We start from the raw sequence: 25,207 nt of genomic DNA on the forward strand, positions 1-25,207 counted from the left end.
AGTTGTTCCAATAATAACCCCATTTCTTTAGCTGAAAGCCTCATCTATTAACTGTGAGCCTTGTTTATCTATGGATGTAGGACTGTCGCTTTCGTATTGAAATGCTTGCAACAATGCCATGATAAGAAGATTCTTACATCATGACATGCAGAATAGACTTAGACTTGTAATCAGTCTGGGTGTCACAGTTCCGCGAGAAGCGGAGCACGATGCGGAGCGCGGCAATTTGCGCCAGGGAGGGCGCAACTGCCGAAGAGCGGTGCTGTGACACACAGACCGGCCCCAAATTGAAAAATCATTTTAAGGCGGCGTCAACATGAGGATGGTTGAACTGATCGAAAAGAAGAAAAACGGCTTTCCGCTGAGGCGGGAGGACATCAGGTTTATCGTTCAGGGTTATGTTCAGGGAAACATACCGGACTACCAGGTCTCGGCGTGGGCGATGGCGGTCTATTTTAAGGGGATGACAGTTCAGGAAACATCGGAGCTGACCATGGCGATGGCGGAGAGCGGAGACCAGCTTGAACTGTCCCTTCCGGGGAAAGTATTTGTCGATAAGCATAGTTCCGGAGGTGTCGGGGACAAGACGACGCTGGTTGTTGCTCCGCTGGTAGCGGCCTGCGGCGTTCCGGTTGCCAAGATGTCCGGAAGAGGACTCGGACATACCGGGGGAACCATCGACAAGCTCTCCGCTATTCCCGGATTCCGGGTCGAGTTAGGAGAGCAGGAATTCCTGCAGCAGGTCGGCAGGATCGGCTTAGCGGTTATCGCTCAGACCGGAAGGATGGTTCCAGCAGATAAAAAACTCTATGCCTTACGGGATGTTACGGCAACCATCGATTCGATTCCGATGATCGCTTCTTCGATCATGAGCAAAAAAATTGCTGCGGGCGCCCAGGGAGTTGTGCTGGATGTAAAATACGGTTCAGGTGCCTTTATGGCGACTTTGAAAGAAGCCGAAACACTGGCGGAAATCATGGTTGGGATCGGTAAAAATCTGGGCAGAGATATGGTAGCGGTGCTGAGCAGGATGGATCAGCCGCTCGGGAGGGCCGTCGGCAATGGTATTGAAGTTCTCGAGGCGATTGAGTGTCTGCAGGGCAAAGGACCTGATGATTTAATGGAAGTGTGTTTGGAACTGGCAAGCTGGATGCTTGTGCTCGGGAAGAAAGCCGCTACAATCACGGAAGCTGGAGAGATCCTGAAAGATACACTGCAGAGCGGCAGAGCCTGGGAGAAGTTTTTGGCGTTTGTTCAAGCCCAGGGAGGCGATGCGGCCGTGCTACATACCAAAAACCTGCCCCTGGCTTCAGAGAAAATCATTTATAAAGCCGAAAGAGCAGGTTATATTCAGCATATTGATGCCCGGAAGATTGGACTTCTGGCCATGGCTCTTGGAGCCGGCCGGGAAAATAAAGACAGTGAGATCGACCTTGGCGCAGGCGTTTATCTGTTGAAAAAGGCCGGTGACGCAGTGCAAGCCGGTGAACCATTATGCATGCTGTATACTTCTTCTGCCGAAAAAAGTTCGCTTGGATTGGCAAAGGCTGCAGAGGCGATTACAATTGGCGAAGAAAGGCCGCTGCTTAAACCGACGGTTTCGACAGTAATCCGCTAAAAAGACCGTTATATTTTATAATCGGACATCTGGGTGATGAACTTATTGCCGAAAATTTCAAACTGCTCTAATACCGGAATAAACTCCTGGCCGATCTTACTAAGAGAATACTCGACTTTTGGCGGTACTTCCGGATAAACATAGCGGTCAATCATACCGAACTCTTCGAGAAATCTCAACTGTTTGGTCAGTGTGGCCTGGGTGATACCCGGAATCTTGCGCTGCAATTCTCCAAAACGATGGGTCTTTTCTCTGAGATGGTTAATAATCAGAATGGACCATTTTCCGGAAAAAATTTTTTGGGCGGTAAAGTACGGACATTTGCCAAACAAATTGATTTCTTGTTTCATTTTTTTTACTCCACTTCTTGTAATAACATGGTTAGTGTCTATAGTATCTATTTAGATACTTAGAATAGAAAATAATCGTACTTGTTCGATGTTGGATATCTGTTATTATGATGATATGTCACAATTATAACGTGTTATTTTGAAAGGAGTCAAGAACATGAATCCAATTGCCCAGTTTCTGGCCGACGCCAAGACATTTTACCTTGCTACAGTAGACGGTGATCAGCCGCATGTCCGTCCGTTCGGCGCCGTCGCCGAGTATGACGGGAAAACGTACATTTGCACCAATAATCAGAAAAATGTCTTTGCACAATTGCTTAAGAACCCGAAAGTTGAAATTTCCGGAATGGTTGGAGACAAATGGATCCGCCTCGTCGGGGAAGTTGCCGTTGACCCGCGCCCTGAAGCACGTGAAGCGATGTTCGAAGCCAATCCGAGTTTAAGAAATATGTACAAGTGCGATGACGGGCTTTGTGAGGTTCTGTACTTTACGGAAGCCGCAGCAGCGATTTATTCCTTTACCGCAGACCCGGTGGAGATTACGTTCTGAGAATTTCAATATCACCTGAAAAACTTAATATGACCTGAACGAAATAAAGACTTAGAAGAAATAAAGACTTGAACGGTAAAAGGTTTAGGTCTTTTTGTGTCTTCAGGCAATTTTTAAATGCGCATCTCATAGACTATTCTTAAATACAGCTATTTAACGGTTCTTTACATACCTGTTGATCAATCATTTGTAAACATTACACTCATGCGTGGGGTCTAACCCGATACTGACGCTGACTGGAGTGAAACCGATGAAAGAAGCCAAGATGATCTATGCGTTTTCCGGCAGTCTGGATACAAGTATGCGGTATGCTGTCTATGCCAGTTCAGACCGTTTTCTGAAGCATAAGCATGCTTGGAAAGCAGCCCATTGTCTTAAGTACTTTGGCTGCAGGGTCTACCTGGTTGCTCCGGATCTAAAAACATTTGAAGGGAGCAGGGTTTATCCGGATTTAAGCGCACTTCAGGGTAGAGTTGATGTTGTGGTTCCGTGCCTTAGGGCGGAGCTGATTCAGGACATTGTCAGGAAAACTGTGGAATGCGAGGCCAAAGCAATCTGGTTTCAGGAACAGAATTGGACGCCTGAACTTGACGCAGCGTGTGTGGAGAATGAAATCGAAGTGGTTCGCGGTTGCGTTTTGAAACATAAAACCTATCCAAGACCATTTGCGTATCTGAATCCTTGTTATTGGCACGGCTGGAAGGTTAATAAAGTACCGGGAAAGTATCAGAGGATTTAATCCAATCTGAAGAATATTGGAAACATAACATGATTTAATTTTATAAGGGCATACTAAAACAACAAACACAATTTAGCTTGGGAGGTTTTAGTATGCCTAAATTTTGTTTACGGATGCTGACAGTGGTTCTGGCCGCGGCATGTTTGCTCGGATGGATTGCGGCGCCGGTAAAGGCCGCAAATATTGAGACATCTGCTGAAAGTGCCATTCTTATGGATGCGGCAACGGGCAAAATTCTTTATGAAAAGAATGCTCACAAGGAACTGCCTCCGGCAAGCGTTACGAAGCTGATGACAATGCTGCTGGCAGCAGAAGCTGTCGAAGAGGGCAAAGTCAAACTGACCGACACGGTGACGGCGAGTGAGAATGCCTCTTCTCTCGGCGGATCGCAAATATATCTTGAACCAGGAGAGAAGTTCACCCTGAAAGAACTTTTGATCTCGATCGCAGTAGGGTCGGCAAATGATGCCTGCGTGGCTGTTGCGGAACATATCTCCGGAACCCATGAGGAATTCGTGGATTCGATGAACAGAAAGGCCAAGGAATTAGGACTTAAGAATACCCATTTTGCCAACGCATACGGACTGCCGGCTGAGGGGCATTACACGAGTGCCTATGATCTGGCGATTTTAGGCAGGGAAGCACTCAAATACCAGCTGGTATCACAGCTGACATCCATGAAGGAATATGAACTGCGCAACGGCGATTTTAAATTGTGGAATACCAATAAACTTTTATGGTGGTATGAGGGAACCGATGGATTTAAGACCGGCTGGACGCAGGAAGCAAAATACTGCTTGGCCTCAACCGTAAAAAGAGATGGCCTGAGACTGATCTGTGTTGTCATGGGAGTCCCGCAGGTCAGAGGCCATTTTCAGGAGTCTATGAAGATGTACAATTATGGTTTTGCCAATTATGTTTATAAAGAATTTGCCCCTGCCGGTTCCAAACAGGGAGAAGTCATTGTTCATAAAGGGAAGCTGCAAACAGTTGACCTTGTCAGTCAGGAAGCTGTCGGCTTGTGTGTTGAAAAAGGGAAGGAGAAAGAATGCCGGATTGAAACCAGGTATTTTGCAAACCCGGTATCCGCACCAATTGCCAAGGGACAGCAGCTCGGAGAGATGATCATTTATTGCGGCCAGAAAGAAGCAGACAGCATAAAGCTTGTAGCTGGAGAAGCAGTTGGAAAAGCAGGACTGCTGGAGATGTTCAAGCGTACGGTCCGGCAGTCCTACAGCATGACCCCGCCGATCTATGCCAACTAGTAGCTCGATTCCAAAGTAACGTTGCTTCCATTATCTTCAGACGAATCCGAGCAAAGCCACTTTATCTTTGTTGTTAACGGGATTTACAAAGCGATCTACTCGTATTCAGAAGGACTGTCGTTCAGGATCTGCTTTAAATGGAGTAAGGCCGCGCGTTCGATCCTAGAAATCTGGACTTGGGAGAGGTTCATGACTTTAGCAATTTCATTTTGCGTTCTGTCCTCAAAGAATCGCTGATACAGAACCTCTTTCTCCCTTCCGGGCAGTTTATCGAGAACTTCCTGCAAGGCAATTTTTTCAAACCATCCCGGATCGGCATCCTTCTCCTGCGGAATTTGATCAATCACATAAATAGGATCGGAATCGTCCTGATAAAGCGTATCATGTATCGACGACGGGCTTTGCACTGCTTCGATGGCGAGTATAATATCTTCGCTCGGGGTGCCAATATCTTCTGCAATTTCGTTCAGCGTGGGTTCTCTATTTAATTCCGAAGAAAGCTTTTCCCGGGAACGGTTGATTTTGTAAACCAGCTCTTTATAAGAACGTGGAACTTTAATCGGATGGTCATCTCTTAAAAATCTTCGGATTTCTCCAATGATCATCGGTACGGCGTACGTAGAAAATTTAACACCGTACGAGAAATCAAATTTATCGATGGCTTTGATTAGGCCAATGGTGCCGATCTGAAAGAGATCCTCCAGATCATATCCCCTGTGGGAAAAACGCTGGATCATATTAAAAATGAGCTTCAAATTACAATTGACCAAACGCTCCCGGGCATCGATGTCGCCATTTTGGGCTTTGTGCAAAAGCTCCATCAATTCTTGTTCGGAGAGCAGGGGAAAACGGGGCAGGTTCATATCTGAAAGTCGTTGAATCATCTTCACACCCCCTCTTAATGAGAGGACGGACGGTTATGGCTTAAGTATTTCACCATCAATACTTTGGTTCCTTTGTTAACTTCAGATTCAACCCGCAGTTCATCCATGAAGGACTGCATAAAGATAAAACCAAGTCCCATTCTGTCAGGGTCCGTAGAATAAGAAGCCTGCATGGCCTGATTCACATCGGGGATACCGCAGCCGTTATCGGTTACCTGTATGGAGATTTTCGTTTCATCTGCCTCCAGCTCTAACGTGACAAACTGATCAGGTGCATTGCTGTAAGCATGGATGATTGCATTGGAAACTGCTTCAGAGACAGCGACCTTCAGTTCTTCAAGCTCGCTTAAGGCCAAATCCATTTGGGCTCCAAGCGAAGAGGCCAGCATGCGGGCGATTGTTACATTCTGCGGCAGACTCGAGAATGTCAGAATTATTTTATTGACTTCCATTGATTATTCTCCCTTCAACTTTAAATTCATTTATACGGCAGGTTCTTTTGGTAAAAATTCTATAATTTTGGGAAGCCCCGACAGTTCCATGATCCGGTAAATATGCGGCGGAGCATTGGCAATTTTAAGCTTTCCTTCAAGAGGAAGCAATTTTTTATATCGTCCCAAGATAACCCCTAGACCGGAACTGTCAATGAAATGGAGATCATCCAGATGCAGGATCACCGTCCTGACTCCTTTTTTCTCTATATCCAGGTCAATCACGCTTTTTAATTCACTGGCATTCTTCATATCAAGTTCGCCTTCAAGATATAAATGCAGGGTTTGTCGTTCAATTCTTTTTTTCATGGATGCCACGCTCCTTATTACAAGTCGTTAAATCTATCTTTCGACATCACCCAAATATTTCCTTCGTGCTTGGTTCTGAAATTATTGACTGATTCTGGTATAAAGTTGATAAACAAATAAAACAATTGATAATACCTGAATTTCTTAGCGAAAAATCGGGAATTATTAATCAAAAAAAGGGGTGAAAATCATTGTCGGAATCAAAACTCCGTCCTCCATCCGTTGCGGTGACCCAGGAGGAATATAAACAATTAACAGAAAAGTTTTCGCCAAAACCAACGGTTTTGAAAAATGCGCTGTCAGCATTTGTTATCGGCGGAATCATCTGCAGCTTTGGTCAGATGATTGTCAATTTTTACATGAATTACATCGGGCTGGCTAAAACAGCTGCTCAGACAGCCGGAACAGCGACGCTGATAATAATAGGGGCTCTTTTGACCGGTCTCGGTGTTTATGACACGATTGTCAAATACGGGGGAGCCGGAGGGATCATTCCCGTGACCGGTTTTGCAAATTCGATGGTTTCACCGGCACTTGAATATAAGAGAGAAGGCTATGTGTTCGGTGTAGGCGGGAAGCTTTTTACGATTGCCGGCCCAGTTTTGGTTTATGGAATTACAAGTTCAATCATTGTTGGCTTGATCTATTTACTGATCAGATAATTACCGAAAGGAGAAAAACATTTTGAATTTCAAAAGAGTAGGCAACCAGACGGTTGTATTTGGTCAGCCGCCTGTTATTCTGGCTGGGTATAACGTTGTCGGACCCAAGGAAGGCCAGGGTCCGTTAAAAGATACGTTTGATATGGTCCTGAAGGACAATTACGCGGGTGAAAAAACTTGGGAAAAAACAGAAATGAAAATGCTGGAGACTTCCATGACGAAAGCTGCAGCCAAAGCAAATGTCCTGCTGGATTCCGTGGATTATAACCTGGCAGGGGATCTGCTGAACCAGATTATTTCTTCCAACTATGCTGCCAGACAAATCGGCCTTCCGTTTATCGGTCTCTATGGCGCCTGCTCAACAATGGCGCTTTCCTCTGCCCTGGGGGCGATGCTGATCGACGGCGGGTTCGCGTCTAAAGTACTTTGCAGTGCATCCAGTCATCATGAGACAGCGGAGAGACAATACCGTTTTCCAAATGAGCAGGGCAACCAGAGAGCAATGTATGCCCAGTGGACGGTAACCGGAGCAGGCAGCATCCTTCTGGCTGATCAAGGAGAAGGACCCAAAATCACAAGTGCAACGATTGGCCGAGTCTTAGACTACGGTGAAACCGATACCAACAATATGGGTGTGGCCATGGCACCTGCTGTTGCCGACACCATCCTGAATCATCTTCAGGACCTCAGCCGTCAGCCGGATTACTATGACATGATTATTACCGGAGACCTCGGGACGGTCGGGCTTCAACTCTTACTTGAGGTTTTAAAACGAAGCGGCCTGCAGCTGTCCAACAATTTTTCGGATTGCGGCGTGATGATTTACAGCAGCGAACAGGATGCGCATGCCGGCGGGAGCGGGTGCGGTTGTTCCGCGGTCGTGCTGACAGGGTACCTCCTGAATAAATTGAATAGCCGGGAACTGCAAAAAATCTTGTTTGTCGGAAGCGGAAGCCTTCATAGTTCTGTATCATCCCAACAGGGTGAATCCATGCCGGCAATTGGTCATGCCGTGTCGATTGAAATGAGTTAAGGGAGGTCTTTTGATGCTGAATAACATTTTACCTGCTTTTCTGGTTGGCGGACTTCTGTGCGTCGCCGGACAGCTGCTGATGGATTTGACGAAAGCCAAAATCACGCCGGCACATGTGCTGGTCGGGTACGTGACCGGCGGAGTTGTTCTTGGCGGACTGGGGCTTTATGAACCTCTGGTCAAAATCGGAGGTGCCGGAGCAACCGTGCCGCTTTCCGGTTTTGGATATACGCTGGTCAAAGGTGCGATCGAAGGAGCACAAAACGGCGGCATACTTGGGGTTCTGGCCGGCGGTGTTCAGACCGGTGCAACAGGAATTGCCGTTGCGGTATTGTTCGGATATCTGACAGCAATTGTATTTAATCCGAAAGGTTGATGATATGAGCTCAACAGCAGAAACGACAATGAGCATTTCCAAAAACTATCAGGAAAACGTCAGTTATTTGAATCAAAAACTCGGTGTACCTGAAAGCTTTGACATTGTACTTCGGGAAATGAACATCGGCGGCAAAAAGATTGCAATCTATTCCGTCAATGGAATGATCAGCAGACCTGCCAGCAATATGATCCTGGAAGTGCTTTCGCAGATCGAACGCGTGGAACTCGCCGTGAATGCGGTAGACAAACTTGTAAAGTCCAAAATAGTTGATCTGCAGGTTTCGGAAGTCGAAGCCATGGATGAAGTCATCTACTTTCTATTATCCGGAACAATGGCGATACTGATTGAGGGAAGAACGCAGGCTATCATTGTGGATCTCAGGACTTACCCGGGCCGCATGCCTCAGGAACCGGATATTGAGCGGGTAACGAGGGGTTCACGTGATGGTTTCACGGAGACGTTGGTTTTTAATACCATCCTGATTCGTCGCCGCCTGCGTGATCCGGGATTGCGGATGAAGCTGGTGAAAGCAGGCAGCCGTTCCAAAACGGATGTTTGCATTGCTTATATCGAAGATATTACGAATCCCAAAATGGTGGAGTACATTGAAAAAGAAATTAAAAATATAAAAATAGACGGGATTCCTATGGCGGAAAAAACGGTTGAAGAGTTCATCCTCGGCAGTAAATTTTGGAATCCGTTTCCAAGGGTCAGGTACACGGAAAGGCCTGATGTGGCAGCAATACATCTGCTTGAAGGCAATGTTATTGTGATGGTCGACACTTCTCCGAGTATTATCATCGCGCCGTGTACGTTCTGGCACCATGTCCAGCATGCGGAAGAATACCGCCAAGAGCCGGTTGTGGGTATGTATTTGCGGTGGGTCAGGTTTATCGCGATATTTCTGTCCGTATTTCTTACGCCGCTTTGGCTCGCTGCAGCTTTGAATCCGCAGCTGCTTCCCGAAGGGCTTAAGTTTATCGGAGTACAAGAACCGGCTAGAATTCCTTTGTTATTTCAGGTGCTAATGGGAGAATTATCAATCGATATGCTGCGGATGGCGGCGATTCATACCCCGTCGCCTCTGGCTACAGCCCTGGGTTTAATCGCGGTGTTCATGATGGGTGATGTGGCGATACAGGTCGGGCTGTTTACACCGGAGGTTGTGATGTATACCGCTATTGCGGCAGTCGGGACATTTGCGACACCAAGTTATGAACTGGCTCAGGCTAACAGGCTTGTCCGCCTATTCCTTGTCCTGGCTGCCGGGTTGTTTAATTTCTGGGGATTTGGAGCGGGCGTTTTGCTTGTTTTATTTATTCTGCTGCGGACCAATTCTTTTGGTGTACCGTATCTCTGGCCGTTGATTCCAATGGATATTAAGGCGCTGTCTACAATCCTGATACGTAATCCGGTCCCGATTAACAACCTTAGACCGAGTATCTTCAAACCAAAGGATCGAATCAGGCAGCCTAAGGATAAACAAACGAAGGGAAAACAGCCTAAAGAAAGAACAAATCCCTAGACGGATGTTCACGAAAGACAAGGCCCGGCGACGGCCACGGACGGCCTAGTGCCGCAATGCCATGGATGGCAAAGAGCGGCCCGGCCGGACAAACACCAAGTCCAGGGAAACAAGAAGTAAAATGGCGATTAGGATCTTATTCAGATTATTTGCAGAGATAGTCACCTGCGGGGCAGCAGGTATCAAATAGCCGTTTTGATAAGAACCTGGAAGAATAGAAGAGGGGAGAACAGGACTTCGCAGAACCGGGCTCGGCAGGAGTGCACCTGGCAGCTTTGCAGTCGACAGAACGGTACCAGGTAAAAATGCCGCCGGAAGTACGGCCCTTGGCTGTCCTGTCTGTCCTGTGTGGGAATACGGGTATGAAACTGTGCGGGGATTACCGTAATTTCCGCTGGTCATAGAAAAATAACGCGGATCGTTTGCAGCTGCTGCCAAAGACATATGGTTGGTAAACAACATATTGCTCATGTTGATCTCCCTCAATTAATTCGTACCGGATACCTGATTTGAAAGCATAAAACTCAACAAAAATATGATAAGATAAAGAAAGAATATAAAAGTTGATCATGCTAAGGTATTATACGAAAACAATTACCATTGTGCTACATTAATAGTAATTTATGGGGAGAGGTTAATTGTGATCATAGGTTTTGGTTTTGGAAGTCCGTTAACGGCGCTTTTGATGCTGGTCGTAACAGCTTCGTTGTCTTATTTTTTCTTTAAAGCGATCAGGGGACGACGGAACGTTGACTGGACTGATGATAGGGGCAGTGATATCTCAGAACTCAGACGGAGAAAACGCGCCTACTACTATGAACAGAGACAAAGGGCCAGGGAATTGATGGACGCGTATGATTTGACCGATCAGGAAATTGAGGAAAGAATTAACCGGGAGTTAGACGGGGAAAAGTAATGTAGTACGAAGCCCTGATTAATGATCAGGGCTTGTCTGTGTCTGTCTACGTACCGCAATGAAAGGCGATTCATATGAAAACAGATTACCGTTAATGCTTTTAATCCGGGATTACTTACAGATACTGATTTGAGAGTTAATTTATCATTATAGATGCTTTTTAGAAATATGGCCTGCCGTCAAGGAGATGCCAGATTCAAACAGCGTCTTTTTTGTATTATTGAGTAAGATTTGGACTGAAATCAGAGAATTTTTATAAACAAACGAAATGGACATAAAAACATGGAAGTTGGTCACACACCATGTTATATTAGAAATAAATTTCCAGTTATAACCTTGGGTTATTTAACCAATCATAAAACGATATAAGGGAGCAGGTTAAAGGAACAGAGATGGAAATCAGAGAATTAAAACCCGATAATTTAGCCGAGGCTTCAAGCCTTATATGGATTGTTTTTTCACAATATGTCGCGCCTGGCTATTCTCAGGAGGGGATTGATACATTTAGAAAATTCATACAGCCGGAAGAACTTAAAATATTACTGGAAAGCGGAAGATTTTTTATATCAGGCTGTTTTGACGGCGAAGAACTTGTAGGCGTCATAGCGATGAGGGACCATAGTCATATCAGCCTGCTTTTTGTTAATAAAGCATATCACGGCAGGGGAATTGCCAAAGCCCTTTTTTCAGATGCTTTAAAGAAGTGTGTTCAGAAAAAATCAGAGATTGGCGAGATAAGTGTAAATTCGTCGCCATATGCAGTTAAATATATAAAAAACTTGGGTTTGAAGTAACAGGACAACAAGCTACGAAGGATGGAATAACATTTGTACCCATGAAGAAGATGGTGTCCTTGTGATTGTTAATAATCTGACAAGGGGAGCAAAGCCGTATGGATTGATCGAAAATGTTGTTACGCACGAGGGTTATCGCAATAAAGGATACGGTACAAGGTTGCTGAAAAAAGCACTGGAAATTGCGCAGGGAGAAGGCTGCTATAAAGTGATGCTGAAGAGGTTTTTTAAATTAATAATAATTGCCGGTCTACTATGGTTTCTATCACATACTATTTTGATCACGATTGATGGATTAGTCGATAACCTGGGTCAGTGTGATGTTGGGATCGTTTTAGGAAATAAGGTTGAATTGGATGGAACTCCGTCACAAAGATTACAGGGTAGATTAGATAAAGCCGCGGAACTCTATAAAGACAAATATTTTCAATATATCATTGTCAGTGGAGGCACAGGTAAGGAAGGGTTTGATGAAGCCCAAACTTATGAGGTTGACTTAGATATACTCGCCGGTTTGTATGGTGGTACAAATGAAAGCAAAAGAAGTCAACATATTCAAGGATTAAAAGCATTAAAAGCTAAAGGTGGTAATTTTGCTTTTGAAGTAGGGGCAACAGAAATTGTATTAGAAGCGAAACGCCCCGATGGGGCGGGTGATTCCGGTACAGCTAGGGTTGTTTCCATAATTCCCTTTTTAGTTATGAAAACTGCAGCGTTAGGCAGAGGAAAACCTAAAGACGCCTACGATATTTATTTGTGCGTGAAGCATTATCAAGGGGCGTACGGGCATTAGTAATGGATTTAAACCTTATTTAAAGCGGAGTCTAATTTTAGAAATGAAAGAAAAGGCGGGAATGTTACAGTTCAGATATCTATTGCCAAGAATTTTACCGGCAAAACGAAGAAAGCTTCCTTGAAGGACAAGTCTGTGGATTGGAGTATTTTGGCGGGGATCCTCGCAAAGTGATCTTTGACAATGCCAAAGTAGCAGTAAAAGAAGGCTTTGGCTTCCATGCCGGAATACAGTACAGGTATGCTGCTCTAGCCGCTCACTATGCTTTCAAAGCAGAATCTTGCAACATCGCAGCCGGACATGAAAAAGGGCTCGTTGAGGGGCTGGTCGGCTGGGTAAGACGCAATATCCTTGTTCCCATCCCCCGGGTAGCAACCATCGAGGAGCTAAATGCGGAAATCCTGCGCCGGTGTCTAAAATACCGGGAGAACAACATCACAGGCAGAGAGCAAACCGTTGGCGTCATGGCGCAGAGCGCAAGTGCAAGGATGGCTAACCTTCCTAAATTTAAATTTGATCCTGGGCGAAACCTCATTGCCAGAGTAGACGACTTCTCAACCGGTAAAAATGCCTTCAAGATGGGATGTCAAAGTAACAAAACCACAGTTTGAAAAATACGACAGCTTCCTTAGTGTGGGTGCTGTGGTATGAGTAGTATCAATCCTTTAAAAGAGACGATTAAACTCTACGCTAAACAACTGAGGCCCCCAACATTCAGCGGTTACGAAAATATCATAAGGCAACTCTCGCCAGGCGATGGCTACGATAAATTCTTATGTGAACTGATGAAAGCTGAGCTCAGGCAAAGACAGGAAGCCGGTCAGCTTCGCAGAATCAGAAAAACCGGATTTCCTGTAATGAAGACTTTGGACGAATTTGACTTTACCAGATTAGAACATGTTTCAGAAGGATATATTCAGAACTTGCATCTTGTGATTTTATTAAGAATAGACAAAACATCGTCATGATCGGTAACCCTGGATCAGGAAAAACCCATACCTCTCTTGGCATTAGGCAGTAGTACTAACCGGTTCGGCATGCCATCGTATCCCGGTGTTATGAGCTTCAGCGCAAGACCGCCCATGTCTTTAATGCTTCTGACCAGTTATGGGATCAAAGAAATTAGCAAGATCTAAAAAAATGCCAATGAAAAGTGTCAGCGAACTGCTGCCCGTGGTGTGCAATACTGTTACTATTTGTTGTCTTTATGTTGACGTCTAATGATTATTATTTTTTTATAAGGCATATTTATAAATTTGAATGAGAAAGGGGCAAGAGAGTAATGTCCGATTTACATGGCGCTATGCCGGGCATAGCAACCGGCGGGGAAGGTTACGGGTATACGGAAGAGGAGTGGCTGCTAAAGAAAAATGTTAGACAATTTTGTGAGGAATTCATTGATCCCAGGTTCAGAGAATCATTTAAGGCAGAAACGGCAGATCCTTTATTAAAGGAATTTATCAAGAAGTTTGGGGATAAAGGTTATCTCAGAATAAATGTGCCGGAAGAGCTTGGCGGGTATGGGCAGAGATTAACCGCTCAAACTATAATCCTTGAAGAGGTTGCCAGAGTTAACGGAGGATTAGCTATCCACACTGGGGAAAACGGTGGGTTTGCACTTCTGCTTGCGATAGAGGTACCTGCCGCTTTCGCCAAATGGGGAGAGGCGCTTCTCTCAGGCGAACTTATTATTGCGGATGCGGAGAATAGTCCCGAGGGACAGTGTAACTATAGTGAACACGCCGATATCGGGAGGCTCGAAGGAGACGAGTGGGTACTAAATGGCACTAAGGCATTTTCATCAGGTGCATCTTTCTGTGACGTTCTTATGGTAACCGGGCTTGTTGACGGCGATATGCACAGATGGGCAATGGATGCAAAGAATACTCCTGGTCTGAAAATAACCCCCGCTCCTGAAATGGGAAATAGTCCGATGTATGGTACGATAGAGCTGAATAACGTCCGCGTACCTAAAGAATTTGGAGCCAAGACGGGCACTGTTATTAATAGGAAAAAGGTGGATGCAGTACCTAGTGGGAAAGGAAATGCAGTAGGAACTGCCGCTCTTTCTATGGGGGCAATGGGAGCAGCTTTTGACAAGACTGTAGAATATCTCAAGCATCGCACTACAAATTTCCAGCCACTGGCATCTCTTGGCTCAATCCAGTACAAGCTTGCGCTTATGAAGTGCAAAATAGAAGCGAGCCGCTCTTTCTTAATCGCCGCAACCAGAATGATTGAAACGAACCATAAAGACGCAGTACTTTACGCATCCCTTGCTAAGGCGTATATCTGTGATACTGCCCGTGAAATTACTTCCGACTGTATTCAGTTGTGGGGCTGTGCAGGGTATAACCCCGATACAGGTATCGAACGTTATTTACGTGACGCAGTGGGGTTCGGAATCGGAGTTTGCACCAGCGAGATGCAGTTGGCTACCGCTGCCAAATACATGGGGCTGCCTGGCGCAGAATTTGAGTGTGTATAAAACATTCGTAATCATGTTATCAGCGGGACTGTAACGTAAACTCCGTAACAAAATACCAAATACAAAAAGCGAAATAACACCAAGGGTATGAGCTTTCGGACTAATTGTCCTCAGTCCTTGGTGTTTTCGCTATTCAACCAAAACTTTTGTCACAAAAATTTGTCGCTTCCAAAATAAAAAAATACCTGTATTTAAGCCTTTTCTATGCTCTAAAACAGGTATCTGATATTTTTGCTTTTGGCTAAGGGATTGTCTGTTCCGTCACTCTACCGCGCCGGCAGATTAGTTCAAAATGTTTTGCACCTGCCTGACCGCTGGGCCTATATGAGTTTCTTTTAAAAGCCGCGAAGCTATATGTGCTCCAACTGCCCCACGATTACTTGGGCGGTACGGCCTCCCGCCGCGATAGCCGACTCGTAGGAACCGGTGTACATATACTCGCCGCAGAGATACAACCCCTCCACATCCTTGTAGTGATTCTCGCGCATGTACTTTATCGCTGTTGCGCAACCCGGTTCCATGATATAGTTCCCTTCAGCAAATCTGGCAGTATGAATACCCTCTATGGCGTTTACGGTTTCTGGCATGATGCGACCCATATAACGCATAACCTCATTTAGCACTTCCTCATCGCTTGCGTTCCAAAGCTTCCTTGCCCCTTCCTCATAAAGGCACATAAGGATACACTCTTTTCCGGGCGGGACGCAGCGTTCAGTTTTGGAGGACGACAGCGAAATTGCACCCATTGGGTTACCGTTGCTCCGCATGAGCAGTGCTCCAGTGGCGTCATATGGAAACCGCGCCTTGTCCCTATCGAGGAAGAGAAGCGTGGTTATCGTCGGACAGTAAGTAACCTTTGAGAGCGCGGAGCGAATTGATTCGGGAGCGTTGGGCAGAATCTTTAGGGCTTTATTTGCGGACGCGGCACAGACAACAGCGTCGGCCGGCATAAATCCGCTCTTTGTCTTGACGCCAACAGCCTTTCCGTCTTTGATGACGATCTCCTGTACCTCGACGCCCGTCTTAACCTTATCTCCGCACTTTTTGATAATGGCCTCGGCAAGGCTGCCTACTCCGTTGGCAAGGACATCCGCTGCGCCAGCCAGCATGGTCCACATTATCATCGAGCCGAATATGACGCCGGTGTTCTCCGGATGCACCAGACCAATCGCCGACAGTACGGGCTCGACAAATCCTTTCAGCACACCCTCACCATAGTTGTCAACAATATAGTCCCTGAAGTTTCCTTTGTTGTCCAAGTGTATGCCCCATTCTACAGAACCCTCGTGGTACTTTTCATTATCACAGAGCGCTTTTATGTCCGCCGCCAGCCTCATGAAGTTTTCAGGCCCCATTTTAGCCAGCCATTCGGCGTTGTATTTATCAAGTTCCGGGGTTCCGGTCGGTATTGTCGGGATTAGTTTTTCCCCGTCGTCAATCAACATTTGGCTCAATTTTACCGTGCAGAGTTGGTCATCCATGCCGAGCTCGTGGATGAGATTCTTGGCGTACTTATACCCGGGATGCACGACTTGGGCCGCTAGGTCACAAGAATAACCGTTCTCCTTATAGGTGAGCATACGTCCGCCGCCAACGGGATTTCGCTCCAGAATCTCGAAGTTGGTATAACCTTCCTTCATCAGCTTGTGGGCGGTTGTAAGCCCCGCGCAGCCAGCGCCAACAATAATAATTTTCTTGTTCTTATCCAATTTGTTCACCGCCCCTCTCTGAATTTGATCCGCGACCGACGCGCATTTCCAAATGCTCTTTCATAATATCTATCCTTTCTGTAATAAATTTATGGTAATGGGCGCGGCAGCCAGCCGTGTCCCTTTCCATCCTTTTGCCAAAGCCGGGTCGGTTTATTGCCGTCCGTCTTCCCTAGTTTAAGAATTTCGCAAAGTAAAAAATTTGTTGACAATGATTAAAAAAAGGTAATACAATACGCTTGGGAAATTCTGTAATGGAACATTGTTTTAAAATTAGTTCACTGTTATTAAAACAATTAACAATAACGGTGAAATCAACAAAAAGTAAGCAATTTCAAATAAAACTGGTGATTTAGTATAGTTAAGGGGTTTTCAGCAACGCATTTTCAATACTAGGAGGGAACATTATGTCTACTCATGATAATGCTTTGAGAATCTTCCTCTTGGGAAAGCCTATCATCTCCAGTAATGAACTCCAATTACAGCTTAAACGTAAAAAGTGCAGGGGACTTATCTATTACTTAGCGGAACAAAACAGACCAATCGGAAGAGAACGCCTTATAGAACTCTTCTGGCCGAATAGAGATATTTATAGTGCGCAGCATAATCTTAATGTACATCTTTATGAAATTAAAAAGTACATTCCCAACATAATTATCAGCAATGAAGCCTATGTATCAATTGCACCGGAGGTAAAAAGGGATACACAAATATTTGAATCATTTATTGTAAATAACTCTAACTCAATAAAAGACACATTATCTACCCTCAACTTATACCGTGGCGATTTTTTGGACGGATTCTCCCTTAGCGAATCCCCGGCGTTCAATGATTGGATAATACTACTGCAAGAGCATTACAAAATGCTGATGTTAAGGGGCTTAGTAACTTTATCGGAGCTTTATTTGGATGCGTGTGATTATCAACAATGCTTGTTTGTCATACAAAAAGCATTAAGTATTGATCCCTTATGCGAAGAATTATACCGCAACGCCATACTTGCCCATTATCATATGGGAAATTATCTTAAGGTAACGCAAGCATATGAAAAGCTGAGGCATATTTTGTCTGAAGAAGTTGGACTGCCGCCAATGAAAGAGGTGCAGGAACTGTATGCAGCAATTATTAATGAAAAGCCTATAAAAGAGTTTGTTCATGCTCAACAAAGAATCAACAAAAATGCTCAAAAAACTGGATATAATCATGGCGCCGCTTCGCGCTTCTACGTGCCTTTCAATGGTCGGGACGGGGAAATGAAAATGCTTGAAAGATTGTGCCTCCCAGGAAAGCTTGTGTTGGTTCACGGTTCTCCTGGTATTGGTAAGACCAGACTTATACAAGAGTTCATGCAAAACTGGGAAGGCTTTATTTTTTATGGTGAATGTCTTGAGTTGAATAATAATATTCTATTCCACCCCATTTCCAGCGCTATTCGAAGATTTATTCAAACCGTAAATTGGGATGAGTTAAAAGAGGATGTAAAAACGGAGCTAAGCCCTGATTGGTGGGGTGAATTACGATGCTTTGTACCGGAAATTGCCCCTCAAGACAAATCGCCTTTTCAAAAACCCTGCCACGATTATGATATAATTGAATCTATTTATCAATTTATAGTTATTTTAAGTAAAAAACGAAAATTGCTTTTTGCTATTGATGATATTCAGTGGATAGATAACAATTCCCTAATATTATTAGGGAATATTATTGAGTATAGTGAAAATCTGGATGTATTTTTTCTCTGTACAGAAGGCTTACTGAGTGGCATCAATCCGATGCTGGTTAAATTTAAGCAGCTTCTGAACAAATTAAACATGCTTAATGTCATATCCCTAAAACCATTAGACAACGCCAGCATCCGTGTTTTTGCCCAGTATTTCCAAATGGGCGATAGCGAGGTTCTGGTCGATTGGCTAAAGAAGCTTTCAGATGGAAATCCTTCTATTATGATTGAGTTGCTCAGATATGCTCGAGATAAAATTGAAGCGGCGCTCGAAGGTAATGTGGATATTAATTCTATTATTAATAAATTTGTTTTACCTCAGACTATTAGGGACGGACTTTTTTCGCAATTTGTTGATCTGTCGGAGCAAGCCCGCAACGTTTTAGATGCCGCCGCAGTTTGCGGTAAAGTTTTCGATTACGCTACGATAGTTAAGGCGACTAATTTATCCAAAACAGAGGTGCTTAAAGGCATTGAAGATTTACTGGAAAAAGGTTTTATAGTTATTGACAATGAACAACGTTATGCTTTTGATAATCCTATGGTGCGAGAAGGAGCCTATCAGCTATTAACCCCATCCCGGCGTCAATGGCTTCATTCAAATATTGCTCTGTCTGTTCAAGAATAATAAGGGGAACCTCTAAAAACTCTACGGAAAGATAACGAAAGATGGCAAAGGAGAGACGGCTTCTCCGTGTGCTTACAATGTAACATAATAAAATCCGTGCCCACCTACTGCTAAGCGAAGTGAGCACGGATAATTGTTTTGGAGTGGTGTTCTTTACCGCTCTTGTTAGTTTCTTGAACCATTTTTAATCAAATTCTTTGTTTAACCGTTTCGATAGACTATGCCAAAACCGCCTGCCGGGTATTGCCAATCTATGGCTTTCTGGGTACAGGCGACTAAACAAGTACCGCATTCCAGACAGCCCGCGTGATCGACAGCAAGTTCACCATTCTGTTCATTGTAGACTTTGGCGGGACAAATAAACAAACAGACCCTGTTCTGACAACGTTCCCGGCAGATTTCTTGGTCAACCTTGATGTGCGGACTCTCGTCGAGTTCATACTTATTAATAGAAAGTTTTTCTGGAACACTCAAGCCGTTCATAGATTTTTCACCGCCTTCCAAACATCACTACCCAAGCTCATGTAGCTAACACCGTTCTCTTTCCTGGCCTGCAATACGCTCTTTAAAAGATTCTCCTTCGGGATGCTCTCCTGGGTATAGATTGAAGTGAATATGCCTTCCACCAATTTCGGATAGGCGTTAAATAGCCGATCACCCTTCATGAAAGCTGCCGCGCCGGCATAGGTTTTCATGTCCTTGAGCACAAAACTGTCTTCTAATTTCTTTTTATACGAGGCCAGTGTTGCGGCGGAGAAGTCCCCTTTGGCTTTAGCCTCCAGGATTGTATCTGCAGCATAAATGCCGGAGGCTATCGCCAAATCCATCCCTCTTACTGTAAAGCCGTTATTGGAACCCAAGCCGGCCGCATCGCCAACTACTAAAAGACCGTCGGTGAATAGTTTCTGGAGCGCGTTGTAGCCGCCTTCAGGCACAACATGGGCACCGTACTCCAATACCTTGCCGCCGCGGATCAGCGGTGCAATAGCCGGATGAGCCAGAAAATCCTCCAGGGCCTCGGACGGGCTGACCTGATGGGAACTGGTGTGATCTATATGCATGACCAGACCAACCGAAATACTATCGGCATTCGTATAGAAAAAAGCGCCTCCGGAAACACCTTTGGTCGGATAGCCGAGCATAGCGTATTCGGTACCTTCATTACCGGTAAGACCAAAACGTTCTTCCAGCGTAGTTCGGTCCAATCCGATCAATTCTTTTACCCCGACGGCAAAGTTAGCAGGATTGTACCGATCACGGAGACCGGCTTGTTCAGCGAGAAAGGAAAGGACCCCATCGGCAGCGATTACGACATTCGCCGTCATTTCTTCTTCCCCGGCCACAATACCTTTAACAACGTTGTTTTCCATAAGCAGTGAATCAACCTTAATATTAGTAATAAGGGTGGCTCCGGCTTCTTCAGCTTTTTCCCCCAACCAACGATCAAACTTAGCCCGCAGAACCGAATAACCGTTATGCGGTTCCTGCGAAAAGCCCTGGCCCTTAAAGTCAAGGTTGAATGTGGAGTCCTCAGTCATGAAGGTTAAAATATAGCGGTTGATGTGGCGCTCCAGAGGCGCTTCCTGCGGAAACTTAGGGATAAGTTCCCTCAGAATCCGGCCAAACAACAGCCCGCCTGAGAGGTTTTTCGCCCCGGGGTAAGAGCCACGCTCTATCACCAAGACTTCCACGCCTGCCTTAGCAAGCCTGTAGGCGGCAGCTAAACCGGCCGGTCCCGCCCCTACCACAATGGCATCATAGTCACTCATTTGTGAACCTCCTTTCTGTTCTTAGACTGGTTGAGCCATCGGCATTGACTTTGATCTCCCGGACATCGAGTGTGAATTTGTAGCATATGATAACCCCACTCTTATAACCCCTTTCAGTTTTGATTTCTAGAACTGAACAAAATCAGCTTACCTAGTATATCTGTTAGCAACTATGACTTTGAGTATATTTTATTGATGAGGAATAACTACATAAGCAACGTATAATCAACAAATATATCAAAAGATGTTATTTTCTTTTTGTTTAATGCCAAAATATGTTGTTGATAAATCAATAAAATCTCAGGCGATATTAATAGAAGTATGTTTATCAAATAACGTTGTTGATTCGTTGTTGATTTCCCGATTATTCTCCTCTGTTAAAATCCGATTATAAATTCTATAAAGAGGAAAGGAGGAAAAACATGAATATTATTGTCTGTTGCAAATTTGTTCCCAATACCCAGGACATAGAAATCCGGCCGGACGGCTCATACAGTCTCGATAAGGCTGAATGGCAAATCAGCGATTATGACCTTCAAGCTATAGAAGCTGGAGTTCAGCTGGCTAACACTACCGGTAGCAGACTGCTCGCGCTTTCAGTCGGTTCTTCCCGTATCGAGGCTACACAATTGAGAAAGGATCTGTTATCCCGCGGACCTGAGGAACTTCATCTGGTAACCGATTCTATTTTGGGGGATGCCGATACTGCTGTAATAAGCAAGGTGTTGGCTGAGATGATCAAAAAGCTAGAAGCCGATCTGGTGCTCTTTGGCGATGGTTCGGCGGATTATTATTTCCAGCAAACCGGCTTACAGGTTGGCGAGAGACTCGCCTGGGCCAATCTCAATTCGATTGACGCTATTGAGCCTATGGGGGACCGGGTAAGAGTTGAGCGGTTGCTGGAAGATGAAATCGAGGTTCTGGAAGTCCGGCTCCCGGCTGTGCTCACAGTTACCTCCAGTATTAACACGCCGTCTATGCCCGGTATGAAGGCGATCCTTTCAGCGGGTAAAAAATCTGTTAAAGTTTGGAGCTTAAGTGACGCCGGCATTGATGCCGGTCAGGCTGCCCGTATCGATGTCATAAGTGCGTCGGCACCGGAAAATGTGGACCGTAAAGGTATAATCATAAACGGCACTATCCAGGAAACGGTCGCCGAACTGATCCGTAATATCGAGGCGGAAGGGCTTCTGTAGGAACGTGACAATACTCCGAAGGAGAGAATAAAATGAATATCTTTATATTTTCGGACAACGCAACATTGCTGCCTGAAATGTTGGGCGGGGCCAACGAGCTCGTTGGGACAAGCGGGGGGAGCATAGCTGCCATAATCATCGGTTCAGAATCTGAGGCCATGTCGGCAGCTTCTATGGGAGCAGATAAAGTATACTGGCTCGGTCAGATAGGCAATAGAATCATCGACGATTTTGTGCCAACCCTCAATAAACTTATCATGACCGAAAAACCAGCGGCTTTTCTGGTTGCGGCGACCACAAGAGGAAAGGCCGTTGCCGGCCGTGTGGCAGCTGCTCTCGATATGGCAGCAATAGTAAACGCTAAGGAAATAAAAGTGGTAGACGGATCATTTCAGGTTCGGCATATAATTCTGGGCGGAGCCGTCATACGTGTTGAACAACCGTTGGGGGGTACGCTTATTACAACAGTCCGTTCGGGAGTTTTTACTAAGGCTGTAGCCGACACTTCCCGCAGCGACCAACTGGAACACGTTGAATTCGTTGAGCCTGTGACCCAAATAACCAAGCTGGAGAGTAAACCTAAAAAATCAAATGCCTCCAATATTGGCGCGGCGAAGATTGTTGTTGGGGCTGGAAGAGGTTTTACCACCAAGGAAGACCTCGGGCTGGCCAGAGGGCTCGCCGATGCGCTCGGCGGTGAGGTTGGCTATTCACGTCCTGTTACCGAAGGAAATCCGCCCTTTGCGGAAGGTGAGCCGTACATCGGGGTCTCCGGGATTCAGCTTAAGCCGGAACTATACATTGCTGTGGGTATTTCCGGTCAAACCCAGCATATGGTCGGCGTGAACGAGTCCCGGGTCATTGTATGCATCAACAAGGACCCTCGAGCCCCTATATTCCGTTACAGCGACTATGGTATTGCCGGAGATTTGTATGAAATTGTTCCGGAACTTACCCAAGCTTTGAATAAAAAATAGGATAGGAGGCCATCCATTATTTGAATGGCCGGCCTTCCAGTCGAGTAGCCAAGGGGAGATTCACCTCGAGGCTCTCTCAGATCCATACGTGAACCTCTCGGTTCATATCGGCTCCGATCATTCACTCATACATAGATTTCCTATAGAGGGCCCAATGTGCAAACAAATTGGGCTCTCTTTTTCTTACCTGGAATAGCCATTCTTTCAGTACTGAAATTCCGTACGATTTTTAGATTTAAAAAAGCCTTTGTTGGGTTCAAAGCCAAAGGAGAAGGTACTCACAAAGTCTTCAGAGGATGGTTCAAATTACTTCAAAGTGGCAGAACATAGCACCCCATTGTATCGGCACCTCCGAAATGTTGATATGTGGTTGCAGGAAAACAAAGTAACCAATTTGAAGTTGGCTACGGCAAAGATAAATGGCCTAATTCTCAAACCAGGAGAGACACTTTCCCTTTGGCGTTTAATTGGTAAACCGACAAAGAAAAAAGGTTTTACCGAAGGAATGGTCCTACATAACGGTTCGTTCGTTCCCGGAGTAGGAGGAGGCCTGTGTCAACTCTCAAATCTTATTTATTGGATGACCTTACATACGCCATTGCGGGTTGCGGTGCCCCGTAATGGATTTTGTGGACACCGCAAATGGCTAGTATAATAAAGCCAGAGAGGTGTCAGAAAATGAGTACAAGAAAGAATTTTGATCCGGAATTCAAGAGAGAAATTACCCAGGTCTATCTTGAAGGAAGAAGAACAGCTACAAGCCTAGCAGAAGAACTGGGATTGCATGTTAATACCATATATAAATGGGCTGAACAATTCAAAACAGATCCTGAAAATGCCTTCCCTGGATCAGGGAACCTCAAACCTGAAGACGCTGAGTTAAAGAAAGCCCAAAGACGTATTAAAGAACTTGAAGAAGAGGTCGAGATCCTAAAAAAAGCCACGGCATACTTCGCAAAGAACAGCAAGTAAAATACGCCTTTATTTATAAATACCGCTTCAAATATGCTGTTAAGAAGTTATGCCAAGTCATAGAAGTTTCCCGAAGCGGATATTATCAGTGGGTGGCTTCCGGCTGTCCGAGTCACCAGGATAAAGACGCCGTGGTCCTTGCCAAGATCAGAAAGATTGAACGGGATAATGATCATAACTACGGTGTCAAGCGCGTTTATGAATCTCTGAACAAGGAACATAACGTCAAGTGCGGCCGGAGCAAAGTTCAAAGGATTATGCATCAGAATGGCATTAAAGCGAAGATCAAGAGCAAGTACAAGCCGCAAACCACGAAGGCTGATCCCAATGAACAGGCATTTCCCAATCTGCTGGGCCAAGAGTTTAAAGTTACAGAGATTAATAAAGTTTGGCTAGCCGACATTACCTACATCAGAACAAACGGAAAATGGTCTTATCTCGCAGCTGTCATGGATTTGTGCCGTAGAAAAATAGTAGGTTGGGCACTTGGAACGAAGCCAAATGCCAAATTGGTTTGTCGGGCTCTTTCCTTGGCAATTGCCAAGGAGCGGCCTGCTCCAGGACTTATTCATCATTCAGATCGTGGCAGTCAGTATACTAGCAAGGCATTCCGGGAGTTACTGGATAAGCACAAAATTCTCGGCAGTATGAGCCGTAAAGGGAATCCTTATGACAATGCTCCAATGGAATCATTCTTTCAAACCTTGAAGACAGAATTTGTTTACAAGCGATACTTTCAGAGTATTGAGCAAGCTCAGATTGGACTTAAGCAATGGATTAATATTTACTACAATTGCCGAAGGCTTCATTCAGCATTGGGTTATAAATCGCCACTATTCTATGAATTATCAAGAATACAACCATTTAAAGTGTCCGCATGAGCCAATATAGCGCACGGAACGATGGCGTCACACACACGACATATTCCCGGACGCCAATCGAACTCAACCATTCGGAAGTGGGGCCACAATCGTTTACAATTATATAGATCTCCAAATAAAGAACGATACCCAATACAGGTATCAGCTTCTAATAAGGGTAGGGGAATCGGATTTAGAAGGCGAATGGCGATGTGAACAACCATTGACCCCCAAATATGAGGTTTACGAAAGTGACCATTTGATCACACAGGAATGGTGGGGGGGGTTACATGCGCCACAACATTATTAGACGTAAGGTGTTTGATCTTGATGATAATCAAATAGGTGATGATTTTGTCACGGAAAATCATGCAATTATGATGTACGAACCTATGTTGGTAGAACATGTGAAGATTGTTTAATTTTTTTATTGTTTATCTTCTCTTTGTTCTAACCAGTCGAGTTCACTCAACAAATATTTTGGAATGAGGATCTTGCCTTTGGCAATATTTTGAATAGTACTCAGTTTGTTATTTCCGAAAACTGAGCTGTTTATTTTAAGAAATAAAGCTGCCAATCG

General features: G+C 45.0%; 28 protein-coding genes and 3 pseudogenes. 23 read left to right on the top strand and 8 right to left on the bottom strand.

The features are described from left to right. Positions 1 to 145: 145 nt before the first annotated feature. On the top strand, positions 146 to 268 hold the full coding sequence (locus AAH944_RS06135) for a hypothetical protein (RefSeq protein WP_415537351.1): 123 nt from the start codon (positions 146 to 148) through the stop codon (positions 266 to 268). A gap of 48 nt (positions 269 to 316) precedes the next feature. Continuing rightward, positions 317 to 1,618 (top strand): pyrimidine-nucleoside phosphorylase, encoded by a 1,302-nt coding sequence (locus tag AAH944_RS06140; protein ID WP_415537353.1) that lies wholly within the window; start codon positions 317 to 319, stop codon positions 1,616 to 1,618. An 8-nt stretch (positions 1,619 to 1,626) separates the two neighbouring features. Here the strand turns inward: AAH944_RS06140 and AAH944_RS06145 are convergent, their stop codons facing one another. Beyond that, the gene (locus AAH944_RS06145) at positions 1,627 to 1,968 is read right to left on the bottom strand and encodes a winged helix-turn-helix transcriptional regulator (RefSeq protein WP_415537355.1); all 342 of its coding nucleotides are present in this window, start codon (positions 1,966 to 1,968) and stop codon (positions 1,627 to 1,629) included. A gap of 157 nt (positions 1,969 to 2,125) precedes the next feature. Here AAH944_RS06145 and AAH944_RS06150 point away from each other — a divergent pair, with 157 nt between their 5' ends. From AAH944_RS06150 to AAH944_RS06160, 3 genes are all read left to right on the top strand, one after another. Then, complete coding sequence (locus tag AAH944_RS06150) at positions 2,126 to 2,518, top strand: pyridoxamine 5'-phosphate oxidase family protein (RefSeq protein ID WP_415537357.1); 393 nt, start codon at positions 2,126 to 2,128, stop codon at positions 2,516 to 2,518. 250 nt (positions 2,519 to 2,768) lie between these two features. Further along, positions 2,769 to 3,257 (top strand): CoA-binding protein, encoded by a 489-nt coding sequence (locus AAH944_RS06155; RefSeq protein WP_415537359.1) that lies wholly within the window; start codon positions 2,769 to 2,771, stop codon positions 3,255 to 3,257. 92 nt (positions 3,258 to 3,349) lie between these two features. Continuing rightward, positions 3,350 to 4,522, top strand: coding sequence for a D-alanyl-D-alanine carboxypeptidase family protein (locus AAH944_RS06160; RefSeq protein ID WP_415537361.1), 1,173 nt, complete (start codon positions 3,350 to 3,352; stop codon positions 4,520 to 4,522). A 95-nt stretch (positions 4,523 to 4,617) separates the two neighbouring features. Here AAH944_RS06160 and sigF read toward each other — a convergent pair whose 3' ends face one another. Genes sigF through AAH944_RS06175 form a run of 3 tightly spaced genes read right to left on the bottom strand, consistent with a single transcriptional unit; the run spans position 4,618 to position 6,206 of the window. Continuing rightward, positions 4,618 to 5,406, bottom strand: coding sequence for an RNA polymerase sporulation sigma factor SigF (gene sigF, locus AAH944_RS06165; protein ID WP_415537363.1), 789 nt, complete (start codon positions 5,404 to 5,406; stop codon positions 4,618 to 4,620). Positions 5,407 to 5,420: 14 nt separating this feature from the next. After that, positions 5,421 to 5,858 (bottom strand): anti-sigma F factor, encoded by a 438-nt coding sequence (gene spoIIAB / locus AAH944_RS06170; protein WP_415537365.1) that lies wholly within the window; start codon positions 5,856 to 5,858, stop codon positions 5,421 to 5,423. Positions 5,859 to 5,888: 30 nt separating this feature from the next. Next, a complete protein-coding gene (locus tag AAH944_RS06175) occupies positions 5,889 to 6,206 on the bottom strand; it encodes an STAS domain-containing protein (RefSeq protein WP_415537367.1) in 318 nt (105 codons plus the stop codon). Positions 6,207 to 6,397: 191 nt separating this feature from the next. Between AAH944_RS06175 and spoVAC the strand changes: the two genes are divergently transcribed. From spoVAC to AAH944_RS06195, 4 genes are read left to right on the top strand one after another with little or no spacing between them, the layout of a single operon-like run. Further along, the gene (gene spoVAC / locus AAH944_RS06180) at positions 6,398 to 6,868 is read left to right on the top strand and encodes a stage V sporulation protein AC (protein WP_415537369.1); all 471 of its coding nucleotides are present in this window, start codon (positions 6,398 to 6,400) and stop codon (positions 6,866 to 6,868) included. A gap of 22 nt (positions 6,869 to 6,890) precedes the next feature. Beyond that, positions 6,891 to 7,901, top strand: a complete 1,011-nt coding sequence (gene spoVAD, locus AAH944_RS06185) for a stage V sporulation protein AD (RefSeq protein WP_415537371.1) — start codon at positions 6,891 to 6,893, stop codon at positions 7,899 to 7,901. Between the two features lie 13 nt (positions 7,902 to 7,914). Further along, complete coding sequence (gene spoVAE, locus AAH944_RS06190) at positions 7,915 to 8,277, top strand: stage V sporulation protein AE (RefSeq protein ID WP_415537373.1); 363 nt, start codon at positions 7,915 to 7,917, stop codon at positions 8,275 to 8,277. Positions 8,278 to 8,281: 4 nt separating this feature from the next. After that, the gene (locus tag AAH944_RS06195) at positions 8,282 to 9,805 is read left to right on the top strand and encodes a spore germination protein (protein ID WP_415537375.1); all 1,524 of its coding nucleotides are present in this window, start codon (positions 8,282 to 8,284) and stop codon (positions 9,803 to 9,805) included. Positions 9,806 to 9,850: 45 nt separating this feature from the next. Here AAH944_RS06195 and AAH944_RS06200 read toward each other — a convergent pair whose 3' ends face one another. Further along, the gene (locus AAH944_RS06200; protein WP_415537377.1) at positions 9,851 to 10,276 is read right to left on the bottom strand and encodes a hypothetical protein; all 426 of its coding nucleotides are present in this window, start codon (positions 10,274 to 10,276) and stop codon (positions 9,851 to 9,853) included. 169 nt (positions 10,277 to 10,445) lie between these two features. Between AAH944_RS06200 and AAH944_RS06205 the strand changes: the two genes are divergently transcribed. The 7 genes and pseudogenes from AAH944_RS06205 (at position 10,446) to AAH944_RS06235 (ending at position 14,796) form a co-directional block, all read left to right on the top strand. Next, on the top strand, positions 10,446 to 10,721 hold the full coding sequence (locus AAH944_RS06205) for a hypothetical protein (RefSeq protein WP_415537379.1): 276 nt from the start codon (positions 10,446 to 10,448) through the stop codon (positions 10,719 to 10,721). A gap of 392 nt (positions 10,722 to 11,113) precedes the next feature. Then, positions 11,114 to 11,580: pseudogene (locus AAH944_RS06210) on the top strand (GNAT family N-acetyltransferase). Next, positions 11,577 to 12,308: a GNAT family N-acetyltransferase gene (locus AAH944_RS06215; protein WP_415537380.1), complete on the top strand. Its 732-nt coding sequence runs from the start codon at positions 11,577 to 11,579 to the stop codon at positions 12,306 to 12,308. Before AAH944_RS06210 ends, AAH944_RS06215 begins: the two are co-directional and overlap by 4 nt. Positions 12,309 to 12,478: 170 nt before the next feature. Next, complete coding sequence (locus AAH944_RS06220; protein ID WP_415537382.1) at positions 12,479 to 12,919, top strand: hypothetical protein; 441 nt, start codon at positions 12,479 to 12,481, stop codon at positions 12,917 to 12,919. A 36-nt stretch (positions 12,920 to 12,955) separates the two neighbouring features. Then, on the top strand, positions 12,956 to 13,276 hold the full coding sequence (locus AAH944_RS06225; RefSeq protein WP_415537384.1) for a hypothetical protein: 321 nt from the start codon (positions 12,956 to 12,958) through the stop codon (positions 13,274 to 13,276). After that, positions 13,249 to 13,329: a hypothetical protein gene (locus tag AAH944_RS06230; RefSeq protein ID WP_415537799.1), complete on the top strand. Its 81-nt coding sequence runs from the start codon at positions 13,249 to 13,251 to the stop codon at positions 13,327 to 13,329. Before AAH944_RS06225 ends, AAH944_RS06230 begins: the two co-directional genes overlap by 28 nt. Positions 13,330 to 13,590: 261 nt before the next feature. Continuing rightward, positions 13,591 to 14,796 carry an acyl-CoA dehydrogenase family protein gene (locus AAH944_RS06235; protein WP_415537386.1) on the top strand — a complete coding sequence of 402 codons (1,206 nt, stop codon included), beginning with the start codon at positions 13,591 to 13,593 and terminating at the stop codon, positions 14,794 to 14,796. A gap of 350 nt (positions 14,797 to 15,146) precedes the next feature. Here AAH944_RS06235 and AAH944_RS06240 read toward each other — a convergent pair whose 3' ends face one another. Next, complete coding sequence (locus tag AAH944_RS06240; RefSeq protein ID WP_415537388.1) at positions 15,147 to 16,505, bottom strand: protoporphyrinogen/coproporphyrinogen oxidase; 1,359 nt, start codon at positions 16,503 to 16,505, stop codon at positions 15,147 to 15,149. Positions 16,506 to 16,912: 407 nt separating this feature from the next. Between AAH944_RS06240 and AAH944_RS06245 the strand changes: the two genes are divergently transcribed. Continuing rightward, positions 16,913 to 18,853 carry an AAA family ATPase gene (locus AAH944_RS06245; protein ID WP_415537389.1) on the top strand — a complete coding sequence of 647 codons (1,941 nt, stop codon included), beginning with the start codon at positions 16,913 to 16,915 and terminating at the stop codon, positions 18,851 to 18,853. Between the two features lie 201 nt (positions 18,854 to 19,054). On the opposite strand, the gene AAH944_RS06250 is transcribed toward AAH944_RS06245, so the two are convergent. Both AAH944_RS06250 and AAH944_RS06255 read right to left on the bottom strand, forming a co-directional pair. Further along, positions 19,055 to 19,336 (bottom strand): ferredoxin family protein, encoded by a 282-nt coding sequence (locus AAH944_RS06250; RefSeq protein ID WP_415537391.1) that lies wholly within the window; start codon positions 19,334 to 19,336, stop codon positions 19,055 to 19,057. Beyond that, the gene (locus AAH944_RS06255; protein ID WP_415537393.1) at positions 19,333 to 20,622 is read right to left on the bottom strand and encodes an FAD-dependent oxidoreductase; all 1,290 of its coding nucleotides are present in this window, start codon (positions 20,620 to 20,622) and stop codon (positions 19,333 to 19,335) included. Before AAH944_RS06255 ends, AAH944_RS06250 begins: the two co-directional genes overlap by 4 nt. 422 nt (positions 20,623 to 21,044) lie before the next feature. Between AAH944_RS06255 and fixA the strand changes: the two genes are divergently transcribed. From fixA to AAH944_RS06285, 6 genes and pseudogenes are all read left to right on the top strand, one after another. Beyond that, a complete protein-coding gene (fixA, locus tag AAH944_RS06260) occupies positions 21,045 to 21,818 on the top strand; it encodes a putative electron transfer flavoprotein FixA (RefSeq protein WP_415537395.1) in 774 nt (257 codons plus the stop codon). 32 nt (positions 21,819 to 21,850) lie between these two features. Further along, positions 21,851 to 22,795, top strand: a complete 945-nt coding sequence (locus tag AAH944_RS06265; protein WP_415537397.1) for an electron transfer flavoprotein subunit alpha/FixB family protein — start codon at positions 21,851 to 21,853, stop codon at positions 22,793 to 22,795. 316 nt (positions 22,796 to 23,111) lie between these two features. Continuing rightward, positions 23,112 to 23,402: pseudogene (locus tag AAH944_RS06270) on the top strand (VanW family protein); the annotation flags it as partial. A 71-nt stretch (positions 23,403 to 23,473) separates the two neighbouring features. Then, positions 23,474 to 23,767, top strand: a complete 294-nt coding sequence (locus tag AAH944_RS06275) for a transposase (RefSeq protein WP_415534848.1) — start codon at positions 23,474 to 23,476, stop codon at positions 23,765 to 23,767. A gap of 11 nt (positions 23,768 to 23,778) precedes the next feature. Further along, positions 23,779 to 24,648: an IS3 family transposase gene (locus AAH944_RS06280; RefSeq protein WP_415537801.1), complete on the top strand. Its 870-nt coding sequence runs from the start codon at positions 23,779 to 23,781 to the stop codon at positions 24,646 to 24,648. A 16-nt stretch (positions 24,649 to 24,664) separates the two neighbouring features. Then, positions 24,665 to 25,049 (top strand): annotated as a pseudogene (locus AAH944_RS06285) (VanW family protein); the annotation flags it as partial. Between the last annotated feature and the right edge of the window lie 158 nt (positions 25,050 to 25,207).

It is taken from the genome of Dehalobacter sp. CP (genome assembly GCF_047652685.1).
In the GTDB taxonomy this organism is placed as follows: Bacteria; Bacillota; Desulfitobacteriia; order Desulfitobacteriales; family Syntrophobotulaceae; genus Dehalobacter.